This window comes from Chryseobacterium sp. ERMR1:04 (assembly GCF_001297705.1).
GTDB lineage: Bacteria > Bacteroidota > Bacteroidia > Flavobacteriales > Weeksellaceae > Chryseobacterium.
On the sequence record NZ_LIRF01000007.1, the window covers coordinates 475,858 to 488,948 of the forward strand.

Here is a 13,091-nt window from a genome sequence, read left to right on the forward strand (position 1 = left end):
TACGGCCTCCTGCAAGGGAGGCCTTTTTGTATTAACGAGTTGGGTTTGGAACGTAATTTTGAAAAAATTACAAGAAGGTTAGTTTAAGTTTATTCCTTATTCTAAACAAAGGAGCAGTTTGGTATTGTAAGAGTTGAAAAATTTCTTCGGGATTGGTAAATTGCTCAGGAACATCTTGGTTGTTGATTGTTTTTATTCCTCTTCGCTTCATGGTTTCATGAATTACTTTTGCGAATGAATCTTTTGCTCTTTGCTTAGAACCCTGCTGAGAAATACCGAAAGAGTGAAGTCTGTATTGATATAAATCTTCATTAATAAATGCAGCGTTTCCAAATTCTAAAATTTTAAGATAAAGATCTTGGTCTACAGCACTTTTTAAGTCTGGGTTAATACCTTGTGTTTTTAAATACGTTTCTCTTTTGAAGGTGAAAAAATGGGAAAATTGTATAGGACAATTGAAAAAGTATTTGTCATTGAAAATTTGTTTTGTAGCGCTAAAGGTTTTCTGTGGATTCAAATTTTCATCACACATCATCATTTTTGAATAGGTAGCTACAATTTTATCATTAAATAGATATTCCTCGATTGATTCTTCTAAAGCAATAGGATAGAGGGCATCGTCGGGATCTAAATAAGCGCATATGTCTCCTGTCGCATGTTCCATGCATTCTCGTTTTGTAAAGCCACATCCTTTATTTGAAGAATTTTGGTACAGCTTGAACCGATTGTCATTTTGGATGATACTCTTAATTATTTCTATAGAGTCATCGGTAGAGGCGTCATCAACAATTATAACTTCCCAATTGTTGTAAGTCTGATTGATAATCGAATTATAACATTCGAGAAAGAATTTCCCGTTGTTATAATTGGCTATTAAAATCGATACTTTATTCATTGTTCCGTGAGTTATATTTCCACGATAAAAGTAGTCATTAAAAAATTTAAAAATCATGATTAAGATCAATGCTTTTTTATGAATAATTTTGTATTTAATAGTTAGTATTCAGTTGGGATTAAATATTAACTATTATTGGTATTAATTGTGGAATTTAGATTGCTAATAGTAAATTGTTATGTCTCTTAAATGAGATTTAATAATTTTTTACTGTTTTCTTTGATAAATTCATATTCATATTGTAAGCTCTTGTTAAGAATATTGTAACAAAAATACAATTCGTTTTCGAAATAATTAACATAAAAGTATTGATTTATGACCGATTTGTATCTTTTTTACCTACTGCATATCTACTGCATTATTTTAATGTTTTGTTTTTCAGACAGTTGAAATTACCCTGTCATACAGTAAATATTACATTAAATTGATAGCCGTTTTAAAATGAAATTAATAACAAAGACGATTTTGGAACTTTTATGAGCGTACTCATAAAAATAATATTTTTGATGGCTTAACTTTGAGTAGTTATAAAATGATATTATATTTCCTTATATAATATGTTTTCATCATTTGTGTTTTTTTTGACCTCCTGAATGGGAGGTTTTTTTAATTCTTTTAAAAGCGATGTTATGGATGTTGGAATATTTTCATATTCATAATAGTTTGTCCCCAATCATTAAAATCAAAATAGTATTCATCCTGAGAATAGCTGAGATGATATTGCTAAAAGTGATGATGAGAATGTGGAAAATGAGATTTTGGTTATCTCTATAAAGCAAAAAACTCCTAATCAATCGATTAGAAGTTTTTGAGGTACCTAGCGGATTCGAACCGCTGTAGATGGTGTTGCAGACCACTGCCTAGCCGCTCGGCCAAAGTACCATGATTTACCATTTTTGAGGTGTGCAAATATAATAAAATATCTGACGCTACAAAAACTTTTTACAAATTTTCTTTTGTGCCAAGGCTGTTTATATCGTCTTTTGCCTGTTTTTCAGCGAGATAATTTCTCACATTAATTACGCGGGTATCACTCCAGCTGTCATGCCATCCGTTTCCACCTCCTAAAAATGAAAGAGCATCGAAAGGAACTATCCTAGATAAAGTTCTATACAGTACTTGCTGAGTGGTTACATCATTACCATCTATACTAATCGTTCTAGTATTGGTAACATATTTCCCTACAGTTCTTCCATTTGAATATTTTTCCCACAGAAAATAATAGATAAAGCTTACCAGATTTCCAGTAAAAAACTCCCAAAGTAATCCTCCATTGTTATAAAAATAGAAGAAACTTATTGAGGTATAAGAATATATTAAGATTGAAGCAAAAGATAAAATCGTATTTATGATGATTAAAACTATCAAATCTATTATATAATTTGCAAATCTAATGCTGCTTGAAGCTCTATTATCTTCAACAATTCGTAAATGTTTTATCATGGTTGTTTTTAGTTTTGTTATTTTACATTCCGGTGACAATTAACTTCAATGTAGCACTAATGTCAATAACGGCGGTGATTCCTGAAGGATTTAAAAGGATATTAGTCGGTTTTAGGCTGTATACCTTACCTTTCATATTTAATCCTTTATAATACTCTTTATTAAAGGCTTCTTCTATACTTTTTCTTGAATTATCCTCCAGCTCCTGAGTAGGAATTCCATATTCTTCTTCAATCATCTTCACAATCTTTCCTTGAAATAAAACGGAAGCTGTCTTTTGAAGAATATTCATGGTTTTAAGTTTAAACTTGGTATCTGACAAAACGATTTTTCTTTTGGATTCATCATAGACAGGAATTCCCGAAATGATAGCTTTTCCTTTTACATAACCATCCGTTTCAGCTTCGATCATGATTTTATTATCCAATCCATAGACCCTGATATCAGTAATCTTCACTTTAGAACCCTTTAAATCAAACTCTTTATTCAAGAAAGTTTTTCTTGCAATATTGGAGGCTTCTGTAAAAGGAATATTGGCGGTGGTCTGAAGTGAAAATTTATCTGCAAGAACAGGAACAGAATTAAAATTGCTTGCCGTTTTTATAGGTTGTGAAGATTCTGGCTTGCTGCCGGTGTAAGTTTCAGAATATACATCAATTCCAATATTGGTATCAATTTGGTTTCCGTAAAATTTTAATGGAGTAATGTTAATGTTGATTGGTGTTACTTTCAACCAAGTATTATATTCTTCAGAAATATTAAAAGGTTGAGTGAAAACATTCCAAGCCATCATTGCATATTGTTGAAAATTTAATTGTGTAGCCATTTGTTGGTCAAGGGTTTTACAGAATTTCTCCTGTTGTTCCTTTAGGCTCTTTTCAACTAAAGAAGTGATGGGGATTTTTATTTTTCCATAATCTAAAACAGGTTTTGTTACCCATTTAAAACCATTTGGCTGCGTATTGGTTACAATGGTCCAGTTATTTTTAAAACTTAAAGATGTGTTGAATGACATCACCGTTTCAAAAGTGGTATTCTGATACGTGTAGACTCCCAACGTTCCGATTCCTTTTTCTGCCCATATCTTTAAAGGAACTTCAATCAGTAAGTTCTGATTAGTTCCTCCAACTACTCGGATAGCGCGAGTTTTCCAAACTTTTACTTTAAACTGATCATTGTTATTGTCTGTGTAAGAATCGTCTTGATAAATCAGATCTTTCACAGAAGCGTTGATCATATTATTGATTTCCGAAAGCGGAATCGTTACCGGCATTGTAATACTGGATTTTATCTTCGGAAAATTATACGCTGCCAATTGGTTATCAACATTGGTTTGCCCAAAAATATGGATACATGCTAATAGAAATAATATTTTTATGAATTTCAATTTCTTATGTTTTTTTAGAATACGAAAATAAGGATATTTTAATTTTCTGGTTTAAAACTTTTTTCCAGTTCAATACTTGCGCCTTTCATTTCGCCTTGCATTGGGGGAGCAGTTTTGGTTATTTTTAATTTGATGTAAGAAATTTCAGGAAATTTTCCCTGAATTTTTGCAATAATCCTTCCTGCAACATGCTCCAATAATTTTGATTTAATTTTCATTTCATCATGAATAATCGCATTGATATCTGCATAACTTATGGTATCATTTAAATTATCTGATTCCGAAGCTTTCCATAAATCAGTGTGAAGCTCCAGATTCAATATATAATAGGTCCCAATAGTATTTTCTTCAGGCAATACTCCATGATAGGCATATATTTTTACATCTTCAAGATAGATTTTGCTCATTGCTTTTAATTTTTGTCAAGCAAAATTCGTTTTAATTCTTCAAAATCTGCGTTAATTTCTACAGTTTTTTTCTCTTTATTCATTAAGTCTACCAAAGATTCCGGAAGTTCAATTTTAATGTTGGTTGCTTTTTCTACGGCATCGGGAAATTTTACGGGATGAGCGGTACCCAAAATGAAGCCTTTTTTATCCGGATTTTCTTCTGTAAATTTTTCTAATGCTGTAAAAGCTACAGCACTATGAGGCTCTAATGTATATCCATATTTTGTATAAACATCGGTTATGGTTTTTAACGTTTGCTCATCATTAATAGAATATCCTGAAACAGTATTTTTAAGATTTTCAAACTGATTTTCAAAAATCTCGAGAATTCGTACAAAATTGCTTGGATGTCCTACGTCCATTGCATTAGATAAGGTGGCAACCGTGTTTTTATATTCTAATTTTTGAGTCTTTAAATAACTAGGAATGCTATCGTTTTCATTGCAAGCGGCTATAAAATGTTCAACTGGTAACCCTCTAAAATGGGCTAAGATTCCGGCACAAATATTACCAAAATTTCCACTTGGTACACAAATTACAGGATTCTCATTATTGGTTTTTTGCCATTGTTTTAAGGCTAAAAGATAATAGATCTGCTGTGGAAGCCATCTTGCCACATTGATTGAATTGGCTGATGTTAAAAATAAATTTGCATTAATTTCCTGATCTGAAAAGGCTTGTTTTACCATCGTCTGACAATCATCGAAAGTTCCATTAACTTCAATGGCTGAAATATTTTCACCCAATGCCGTCAGTTGTTTTTCCTGAACTGGGCTTACTCTGTTTTTTGGATATAAAATAACCACGTTCACTCCCGGAGTTTTATAAAAACCATGCGCAACCGCACCGCCTGTATCTCCTGAAGTTGCCACTAATACAGTAACTTTTTTATCTTCATCTTTTAAAAAGTAGGAGAGGCACTGGCTCATAAATCGGGCACCAATATCTTTAAACGCTAATGTGGGACCATGAAAAAGTTCTAACACAGAAATTTTATCATTGATTTTTTTTAAAGGAATTTCGAAATTGATTGTTTGGGAAACGATCTCTTTTATTATTGATTCAGGGATTTCATCGCCCACAAAATCTTTCATACATCGGAACGCAATTTCTTCATCTGAAAACTGAGGTAAATTCTCAATAAAATCTTTTTCAAACTGAGGGATTTTAGTAGGGAAAAACAACCCTTTTTCATTTCCTTGTCCTTTGATTGTGGCCGTTTTAAAATCGACTTGTTCTTTTTTATCTTTTAAATTATAATAAATCATTTGTATTTGTTTTAATTCAGAATATTAATTTTCATCTATAATTTCAATGCCTGCTGGATTGATTTTTGAGACATACACAAAACTTTCTATAGCTATTTCATCATAAACAGATTTCATCAACTGAGCAATTTCTTGTGCGGTTTCTTCTTTTTCGGCCAACATAAAAATAGAAGGTCCAGAGCCTGAAATACCACCGCCTAATGCACCTGCTTGTAGGCTTTTTGCTTTAACCTCGTCAAATTTTGGGATTAAAATACTTCGGATAGGTTCTATAATCACATCATTGAGACTTCTCCCAATCAATGCATGATCGTTATTTTGAATTCCGGCTACTAATCCGGCTATATTTCCCCATTGTTGTACAGCGTCTTTCAACAAAATATTTTTCTTTAAAATCTGTCTTGCATCTGAGGTTTTTACTTCAACTTGTGGATGTACGGCGGCAACGAACAAATTAGGACATCGTAATGGAATAATATCAATTGGGTCAATGGATTTCACTAATGTTATACCTCCAAAAAGACAAGGGGCAATATTATCTGCATGTCCCACTCCTGAAGCCAGTTCTTCTCCAAATAGAGCAAAATGAATGATCTCATTTTGAGATAAAATATTCCCTAATAAGGCATTGGCTCCAAAGGCGGCTCCAGCGGCGCTAGCCGCGCTGGAGCCGAGCCCGCTTCCGGGCTTTATATTTTTATGAATCGTTACTTTAAAACCTGTTTTTAGATTAAAATGTTCCTGAATTTTTAAAAGTACGACTCCGGCAACATTTTCTTCGGCTTTTTCAGGAAGGCCAAAACCATCTGTATGTTTTATTATGATATCGGGAGTTTCCAGTAATTGAAACTCCATTTCATCATAAGGTTGATTAATTGCCATTCCTAAGATGTCGAAACCACAAACTAAGTTGGCGATTGTTGCGGGAACTCTTATTTTTATTTTTTTCATATTTTTATTATTAGACAGAACGTACGATATCTGCAAAAACTCCACTTGCTGTTACTTCGGCGCCTGCTCCCGCTCCTTTTACTACTAGCGGTTGCTCAGAATAACGCAGGGTTTTTAGAATAACAATATTGTCTTTGCCGTAAAGATGGTACAGGTCACTTTCTGGTGCAATGTGTTGTAGCCCAACCTTGGCTTTTCCATCTTTAAATTCTGCCACATATTTTAGAATTTTTCCGTCTTTTTTAGCTTCATCTAATATCTTTTTGAAATGATCTTCATATTGTATCATGGTAGCATAAAAATCATCTACACTTCCTTGCATACACTCATCAGGAAGAAATCTTATATTTTCAATTTCATCAAACTGAAGAGGATATCCCGCTTCTCTTGCCAGAATTAAAATTTTGCGGGCAACATCTGTTCCTGCTAAATCTAATCGTGGATCTGGTTCTGTAAATCCTTCTTTTTGTGCTTGTGCTACAACCTCAGAAAAAGGTTTGCTTCCATCATAATTATTGAATACAAAATTTAAGGTTCCGCTTAATACAGCTTGGATGGAAGTGATTTTGTCACCACTTCTTATTAGATCATTAATGGTTCCGATAATAGGAAGACCTGCTCCCACATTGGTTTCAAAGAAAAATTTGCAACTGTGATTTTTAGCAATGTTTTTTAATGATTTATATTTTTCAAAATCCGAAGAAGCAGCGATTTTGTTACAAGCGACAATATTGATACTGCTTTTTAATAAAGTTTCATAGATCTCAGGAACTTCCTCATTGGCGGTTATATCTACAAAAACTAAGTTTCGAAGATTTCGGGAAATAATCTCTTCTGCAAATTTTTTAGAACACGCTTTCTCACCGTTTTCTAGCTTCTCGTTCAACTCATTTTCTAGAATTCCTTTATCTGCAAATGCCATTTTACGACTGTTTGAAATTCCTGCGATTCTTACATTGATTAACAGATTCTCTTGAAGATATTTATTCTGATCATAAATTTGCTGAATCAGTTTTGAGCCTACATTTCCTGTTCCACAAATATAAAGATGGACTTGTTTTATTTCTGATTCGAAGAATTCCTCATGAAGCACATTCACAGCTTTTCGGATGTCTTTCTCTAAGATTACTATACTGATATTCTTCTCTGAAGATCCCTGAGCAATAGCTCTTATATTGATTCCATTATTCCCTAAGCATCCAAACATCTTAGCACTTACGCCACTTCGGCTTTTCATGTTTTCACCAACCAACGCTACAATGGAAAGTCCTGATTCTATTTTTACCGGACAAATTCTATTAAATTTTAAATCATCCTCAAAAGAAGAATTGATTATCAATTCTGCGTTTACCACATCTTTTTCATTGATGGCTAATGTGATTGAATGTTCAGAAGAACTTTGAGTAATGAACAGTACGTTTATCTTTTCCTGACTAAAACATTGAAAAAGCTTTGCTGAAATATCCGGTGTTCCAACCATTCCGCTTCCTTCCAAAGTAAGAAGTACTATATGGTTCATATTTGAAATTCCAACTGCTATTTGCTGTTCTTCGGCTGCTGAAACCTTGATGTTATGAGAAACTAAAGTTCCTAATGCTTCCGGTTCAAATGTATTTTTAATTCTCAGGTCGATATTTTTTAACATCACAGGATGTATTGTTGGCGCATACAGAACTTTTGCTCCAAAATGAGAAAGTTCCATCGCTTCCTGATAAGATATTTCCGGAATCGGTTTAGCATTAGAAGAAAGTTTGGGATCTGCAGTCATCATTCCACTTACATCAGTCCAGATTTGCAGTTCTTCTGCATTGACTAATGAAGCATATATTGAAGCCGTATAATCTGATCCGCCTCTGCCCAAAGTTGTGGTATTTCCTAGATGATCTTTAGCGATAAACCCAGGAGCTACCGTAATTTGGTGTTGATTCTCTTCAAAATATTTTTTTAAATTTCTTTCAGTAGCTTCAAAATCTACCTTAGCATTTGTGAAGTTACTGTTGGTAACAATTTGATCTGCGGAATTCATCCAGACTGCATCTAATTTTTCAAATTTGAATCTTGCAGCAATAATGTTGGAAGATAGAAATTCTCCGTAAGAAGTTATTTTATCTTTGATTCGATCTGTAAATTCTCCTAAAACAAATATTCCGTTGCAGAGTTCTTCAATATCATTGAAATGTTTTTTTACAAAACTTAGCCATGCACTTTGTTCTAAGATGGGAATGAGCTCTTTTACAAGATTTAAATGTTTTTCTTCAAGGGTTTTAATAAGAGGGAGGTAGTTTTCATTTTTATCCGAAGCTTGCTCAGCTGCTTTTATTAAGTTATCTGTAACGCCTTGCAATGCTGAAACCACAACAATTATTTGGGGTGAAGTTTCTTTCCTGACTATATTTTCAGTCAATATTATGTGTTGGGCATTGGCGACAGATGTACCGCCGAATTTTAGGACTTTCATCATTTTTGTTTTTTGAATTATGGGTAATCGAAATTTTGACTCTTTAAATAAAGAGCATGGGTGCCGGGAATGATATGTGAAAATGTACCCCGCTACGGGGTAATAGTAATTGATGTAATAGAAACAAAAGATACTTCCGAAATAGAAATTTTCGGAATAGAAATATCAGATATGTTTCTTAATATGTTCATTATTATCAAACAAATGTACAAATTATTTTGATATATCAAATTTTAAATCAAAAAACATTGTTTTTCAATATTGTGTGATTTATCGAAAATGTATATCTTTAAAACATTAACTTAATCAAAACTACTATGAAAAATCTAAAAAAATTAAACAGAGAAAACCTCCGATCAATTAATGGAGGAGCGCTAAGCAGCTCGTGTGTGGTAGACTTGGATTGCGGACCTACAGGGTGTGCAGTGTGTACTACAGTAGGAACTCGTAAACGTTGTCTTTACTTTTTTGATACAGATATCTCACTAGGTTGCCAGAGTCTTTATCCTTAAATTTTTAACTAACCAATATCAAAATAAAGTTATTATGAAAAACTTGAAAAAATTAAACAGGAGAGATCTGGAACAGATTGCTGGGGCAGGAATATCACCAAATTCATATTGTAACGGATGTCCAACAGGAGCCTTTGGACCCAATGATACTCATTCTTGTGAAGCGTATTGGGGACTTCCGGATAGTTGTAGAAAATGTGTTCTTGTTAATATGGAGTGCTTTGTACCCATTCAATTCTAAAAAAATAATACCATGAAAAATTTAAAAAAGATCAATAGGAGAGAATTAGAACAGGTTAACGGATCAGGAGTTTCGCGTTGCGAGGGATGTCCTTCCCATCTTGTTTTTGGACCTGGAGGAGGATGGCCAGATTCCTCTAGTGCTTCTTGTGAAGCTTATTTTGGTTTATCCGAAACCTGTAAAATGTGTGTATTGGTGAGCGCAGATTGCTTTGTTCCCATCTCTGCAATTTAAAAAAATGCTATAAAAAAGAGACTCTATATTTTTAAACTAAACTAAATTAAACTCAATCAATTATGAAAAATCTTAATAAAATTAACAGAGAAAATCTGAAGTCGATTAACGGTGGTGCACAAATTTGTAATAATGCTTGCCCTCCAGGACCATATGGACCAGGACTTCCAAGATCATGCGAAGCTTTTGATGCTCTGCCTTCATGCTGTAAATCAAAAGTGATTGTAAGTGTGGATTGCTTTCCTCAATAATAGGTAAAACAGTACGGTAAAAACGTCAATTTATATTTTAAAGACCAATCAAAATTAAAACAATATGAAAAATCTAAAAAAACTGTCAAGAGTAGAACAGACAAAAATTCAAGGAGGTTTCACGCAAGTTCAGATAGATGCGTGTGGTGGTGAAGCGTATGTATGCTTCCGAAAAGGAGGATGGGGATGCTGGCGAAATCAGGGAGGAACTTGTTATACACCTATGGTTTAATAGAAATAAAAAAGCACTGTGAAAACAGTGCTTTTGATTTATTTAATGCTTTTCGAAAGATCTAGCATTGCCTCAATGGGCTTCAATGCTCTCAAACGAAGTTCTTCGTCAATAAGGATTTCAGGAAGTTCATATTTCATACATAAGTACAACTTTTCCATTGTATTACGTTTCATATAGAAACATTCTGAGCAATTACAGCTTTCGTCAAAAACCAAAGCAGGAATCAATTCTTTATGGGGTGCACGCTTTCTCATTTCGTGAAGAATTCCCTCTTCTGTAGCAATGATGAATGTCTGGCATTCGTCTTTTTCCACATAATCTAATAGGGCAGAAGTAGAACCGATAAAATGCGCCAGTTTCAATACGGCTTCTTCACTTTCAGGATGTGCAATCATTTTAGCATTCGGATGATCTGCTAACTGCTGTGCAATTCTCTCCATAGAAAAGGCTTCGTGAACGATGCAGCTTCCATCCCAAAGAATCATATCACGTCCTGTTTTTTTAGATAAATATCTTCCTAAGTTTTTATCCGGAGCGAAAATAATGGGTCTGTCTTTTGGTAATGCTTCAATTACAGTTTCAGCGTTTGAGCTTGTTACAATAATATCACTTTCAGCTTTTGTTTCAGCATTACAGTTGATGTACGTTGCGATCAAAGCATTAGGATGCTGCTCACGCATTTTTCTCAAACCTTCTCCTGAACAACCATCTGCCAAAGAGCATCCCGCCATGGTGTCTGGAAGAACTACTTTTTTAGTTGGGTTCAAAATCTTTGCCGCTTCTGCCATGAAATGTACTCCGCAGAATACAATCATATCAGCATTGGTATCTTTTGCCTGTCTTGCCAATTGCAGAGAATCTCCCAAGAAGTCGGCAATATCCTGAATTTCTCCAGGTTGGTAATAATGCGCTAAAATAACCGCATTTTTCTCTTCTTTCAATTTAAGAATAGCTTTCACCAATTCTTCTCCTTGAGGAATTACCAAATCTTTTATATCTAAAAATCCTCTTACCGGAATCGCAGATTTAGCTCTTTCTAATGTTTCGGTACTCATATCAACCTCAATGTTTTGTTCTTTTAAAAGTAGAAATTTTTAAGTGATTTTAATCTCTACTGATAAAATTTTTTATTAAACTTTCTATTTCTTCTTTTGCAATATCCAAATCGTTATTGATCACGATTTTATCAAATTCTTTTGCGTAAGACATTTCTTCTTCTGCCTTTTCTACGCGGGTTTTGATGGTTTCTGCATCATCTGTGTTTCTGGAAATCAATCTTCGTTCCAATTCTTCAATGGAAGGTGGTTCAATGAAAATAGATAAGGCTTTTTCTCCAAAGTATTTTTTTAAAGAAATTCCGCCTTTTACATCAACATCAAAGATCACCACTTTTCCCTGATTCCAAATCTTTTCAACTTCAGATTTTAAAGTACCGTAATATTTATCAGTATACACTTCTTCAAATTCTACAAAAGCATCTTCCGAAATTTTCTGTCTGAATTCATCAGGACTTAAAAAATGATAATCCACGGCATGGGCTTCATTTCCTCTCGGTTGTCTCGTAGTACAAGAAATTGAAAATTGGAGCTCATTAAATATCTCCAAAGAATGCTTTACTAATGTAGTTTTTCCGCTTCCTGACGGCGCTGAAAATATGATAACTTTATTCATATGGTTGTTGGTTGCTTGTTTCTGCTGCCTGTTTTATCCAGCAACTGTCAACTCATTATAATACGTTTAACGTTTGTTCTTTAATTTTTTCCAAATCATCCTTCATCATCACGACCAATTTTTGGATCTCAGCATGATTGGCTTTTGAACCTAATGTATTGATCTCTCTTCCGATCTCCTGGGAAATAAAACCTAGTTTTTTTCCATTGAAATCTTCATTATCCATTACTTCCTGGTAATATTTTAGGTGTTGAGTTAATCTTACTTTTTCCTCAGCAATATCTAATTTCTCTGTGAAATAAGCCATTTCCTGATAGAAACGAGTTTCATCAACGTTCTCAAATTCTTTTAAAGATTTTTGGTAACGTTCTTTAACACTCTGGATTCTCACTTCTTCAAACGGAATAACTTCAGATAAATATTTGTCAATATTTTTAATATTTTTCTCAAGTTCCAGATGTAAGGTTCTCCCTTCTGTCTTTCTGAAATCTTCAAATTTGTCTACAGCGTTATTAACAATTTTTGCTAAAGATTCCCATTCGCCATCCGTTAATTCGTCTGGTCTTGAGGTAATTGCATCAGGAAGTCTTACCGCCATTTTTAGGTACTCAAATTCAGGAGCATCAGAAGCAATATTTCGAAGCTCATTCATGTAAGAATCAATCAGTTTTTTATTGATTTTCACATCATTGGATTCTTCAAGATTTTCTATATTAACATAGCAATCCACTTTTCCACGGATAATTCTATCGTTAAGAATTTTTCTGATCTCGAATTCTTTCTCTTTATAGCGTAACGGTATTTTGATATTTAAATCAAAGCTTTTGCTGTTCAGTGATTTAACATCTACGGTTATTTTTTTTCCTTCAAAAACATCTTCGGCTCTACCGAAACCGGTCATTGATAAAATCATAGTTTTTTATTGTCGTACAAAGATAAACATTTAAGTGTATGTGTTCTTACTATATTCAATTTTAACCACAAAAGTAACAAAAGAAAAGGGTGAAAATAGTTAGTTTTCCAAAAGATAAAAAAGGTAACGTACTGCTGTTTTGAACTTTTGAACATCTAAAAAACAAGAAAAATATTATGTTGC

General features: G+C 33.5%; 15 protein-coding genes and 1 tRNA gene. 5 read left to right on the top strand and 11 right to left on the bottom strand.

The annotated features are described in order from the left end of the window. Positions 1 to 67 precede the first annotated feature (67 nt). From AMQ68_RS16855 to thrA, 8 genes are all read right to left on the bottom strand, one after another. Positions 68 to 952 carry a glycosyltransferase gene (locus AMQ68_RS16855; protein ID WP_241775163.1) on the bottom strand — a complete coding sequence of 295 codons (885 nt, stop codon included), beginning with the start codon at positions 950 to 952 and terminating at the stop codon, positions 68 to 70. Positions 953 to 1,706: 754 nt separating this feature from the next. Continuing rightward, positions 1,707 to 1,777 (bottom strand) — tRNA-Cys (locus AMQ68_RS16860). A gap of 60 nt (positions 1,778 to 1,837) precedes the next feature. Continuing rightward, positions 1,838 to 2,338 carry an RDD family protein gene (locus AMQ68_RS16865; RefSeq protein ID WP_123905730.1) on the bottom strand — a complete coding sequence of 167 codons (501 nt, stop codon included), beginning with the start codon at positions 2,336 to 2,338 and terminating at the stop codon, positions 1,838 to 1,840. Positions 2,339 to 2,360: 22 nt separating this feature from the next. Further along, on the bottom strand, positions 2,361 to 3,725 hold the full coding sequence (locus tag AMQ68_RS16870) for a DUF4403 family protein (RefSeq protein ID WP_054511771.1): 1,365 nt from the start codon (positions 3,723 to 3,725) through the stop codon (positions 2,361 to 2,363). Between the two features lie 38 nt (positions 3,726 to 3,763). Next, positions 3,764 to 4,132 carry a dihydroneopterin aldolase gene (folB, locus tag AMQ68_RS16875; protein WP_054511772.1) on the bottom strand — a complete coding sequence of 123 codons (369 nt, stop codon included), beginning with the start codon at positions 4,130 to 4,132 and terminating at the stop codon, positions 3,764 to 3,766. A gap of 5 nt (positions 4,133 to 4,137) precedes the next feature. Then, positions 4,138 to 5,442 carry a threonine synthase gene (gene thrC, locus AMQ68_RS16880; RefSeq protein ID WP_054511773.1) on the bottom strand — a complete coding sequence of 435 codons (1,305 nt, stop codon included), beginning with the start codon at positions 5,440 to 5,442 and terminating at the stop codon, positions 4,138 to 4,140. A 24-nt stretch (positions 5,443 to 5,466) separates the two neighbouring features. Next, positions 5,467 to 6,393, bottom strand: coding sequence for a homoserine kinase (locus AMQ68_RS16885; RefSeq protein WP_054511774.1), 927 nt, complete (start codon positions 6,391 to 6,393; stop codon positions 5,467 to 5,469). A gap of 10 nt (positions 6,394 to 6,403) precedes the next feature. Continuing rightward, positions 6,404 to 8,851, bottom strand: coding sequence for a bifunctional aspartate kinase/homoserine dehydrogenase I (gene thrA, locus AMQ68_RS16890; RefSeq protein WP_054511862.1), 2,448 nt, complete (start codon positions 8,849 to 8,851; stop codon positions 6,404 to 6,406). A gap of 317 nt (positions 8,852 to 9,168) precedes the next feature. Between thrA and AMQ68_RS25130 the strand changes: the two genes are divergently transcribed. The 5 genes from AMQ68_RS25130 to AMQ68_RS25370 all read left to right on the top strand — a co-directional run bounded on the left by AMQ68_RS25130 (position 9,169) and on the right by AMQ68_RS25370 (position 10,321). Then, positions 9,169 to 9,363, top strand: a complete 195-nt coding sequence (locus AMQ68_RS25130) for a hypothetical protein (protein ID WP_123905731.1) — start codon at positions 9,169 to 9,171, stop codon at positions 9,361 to 9,363. 34 nt (positions 9,364 to 9,397) lie between these two features. Next, positions 9,398 to 9,604, top strand: coding sequence for a hypothetical protein (locus AMQ68_RS16895; RefSeq protein WP_054511775.1), 207 nt, complete (start codon positions 9,398 to 9,400; stop codon positions 9,602 to 9,604). A gap of 12 nt (positions 9,605 to 9,616) precedes the next feature. After that, complete coding sequence (locus tag AMQ68_RS16900) at positions 9,617 to 9,838, top strand: hypothetical protein (protein ID WP_054511776.1); 222 nt, start codon at positions 9,617 to 9,619, stop codon at positions 9,836 to 9,838. 62 nt (positions 9,839 to 9,900) lie between these two features. Next, positions 9,901 to 10,089, top strand: coding sequence for a hypothetical protein (locus AMQ68_RS25365; RefSeq protein ID WP_054511777.1), 189 nt, complete (start codon positions 9,901 to 9,903; stop codon positions 10,087 to 10,089). 64 nt (positions 10,090 to 10,153) lie between these two features. Next, entirely contained in the window at positions 10,154 to 10,321 is a 168-nt protein-coding gene (locus tag AMQ68_RS25370; protein ID WP_160317997.1) for a hypothetical protein, read from the top strand. 38 nt (positions 10,322 to 10,359) lie between these two features. On the opposite strand, the gene nadA is transcribed toward AMQ68_RS25370, so the two are convergent. The 3 genes from nadA to AMQ68_RS16920 are packed head-to-tail and all read right to left on the bottom strand — an operon-like array spanning position 10,360 to position 12,908. Then, the gene (nadA, locus tag AMQ68_RS16910; protein WP_054511778.1) at positions 10,360 to 11,379 is read right to left on the bottom strand and encodes a quinolinate synthase NadA; all 1,020 of its coding nucleotides are present in this window, start codon (positions 11,377 to 11,379) and stop codon (positions 10,360 to 10,362) included. A 49-nt stretch (positions 11,380 to 11,428) separates the two neighbouring features. Further along, complete coding sequence (gene gmk / locus AMQ68_RS16915) at positions 11,429 to 11,995, bottom strand: guanylate kinase (RefSeq protein WP_054511779.1); 567 nt, start codon at positions 11,993 to 11,995, stop codon at positions 11,429 to 11,431. A gap of 55 nt (positions 11,996 to 12,050) precedes the next feature. Further along, on the bottom strand, positions 12,051 to 12,908 hold the full coding sequence (locus AMQ68_RS16920; protein WP_054511780.1) for a YicC/YloC family endoribonuclease: 858 nt from the start codon (positions 12,906 to 12,908) through the stop codon (positions 12,051 to 12,053). Positions 12,909 to 13,091 lie beyond the last annotated feature (183 nt).

What these genes read in the sequence shown, in the direction of transcription:
- AMQ68_RS25370 (WP_160317997.1), top strand. Translation starts at nt 10,154, where the DNA reads ATGAAAAATCTAAAAAAACTGTCAAGAGTAGAACAGACAAAAATTCAA.
- AMQ68_RS16865 (WP_123905730.1), bottom strand. Translation starts at nt 2,338, where the DNA reads ATGATAAAACATTTACGAATTGTTGAAGATAATAGAGCTTCAAGCAGC.
- thrC (WP_054511773.1), bottom strand. Translation starts at nt 5,442, where the DNA reads ATGATTTATTATAATTTAAAAGATAAAAAAGAACAAGTCGATTTTAAA.
- AMQ68_RS16895 (WP_054511775.1), top strand. Translation starts at nt 9,398, where the DNA reads ATGAAAAACTTGAAAAAATTAAACAGGAGAGATCTGGAACAGATTGCT.
- AMQ68_RS16855 (WP_241775163.1), bottom strand. Translation starts at nt 952, where the DNA reads ATGATTTTTAAATTTTTTAATGACTACTTTTATCGTGGAAATATAACT.
- AMQ68_RS25365 (WP_054511777.1), top strand. Translation starts at nt 9,901, where the DNA reads ATGAAAAATCTTAATAAAATTAACAGAGAAAATCTGAAGTCGATTAAC.
- AMQ68_RS16920 (WP_054511780.1), bottom strand. Translation starts at nt 12,908, where the DNA reads ATGATTTTATCAATGACCGGTTTCGGTAGAGCCGAAGATGTTTTTGAA.
- AMQ68_RS16885 (WP_054511774.1), bottom strand. Translation starts at nt 6,393, where the DNA reads ATGAAAAAAATAAAAATAAGAGTTCCCGCAACAATCGCCAACTTAGTT.
- AMQ68_RS25130 (WP_123905731.1), top strand. Translation starts at nt 9,169, where the DNA reads ATGAAAAATCTAAAAAAATTAAACAGAGAAAACCTCCGATCAATTAAT.
- AMQ68_RS16900 (WP_054511776.1), top strand. Translation starts at nt 9,617, where the DNA reads ATGAAAAATTTAAAAAAGATCAATAGGAGAGAATTAGAACAGGTTAAC.
- thrA (WP_054511862.1), bottom strand. Translation starts at nt 8,851, where the DNA reads ATGAAAGTCCTAAAATTCGGCGGTACATCTGTCGCCAATGCCCAACAC.
- nadA (WP_054511778.1), bottom strand. Translation starts at nt 11,379, where the DNA reads ATGAGTACCGAAACATTAGAAAGAGCTAAATCTGCGATTCCGGTAAGA.
- gmk (WP_054511779.1), bottom strand. Translation starts at nt 11,995, where the DNA reads ATGAATAAAGTTATCATATTTTCAGCGCCGTCAGGAAGCGGAAAAACT.
- folB (WP_054511772.1), bottom strand. Translation starts at nt 4,132, where the DNA reads ATGAGCAAAATCTATCTTGAAGATGTAAAAATATATGCCTATCATGGA.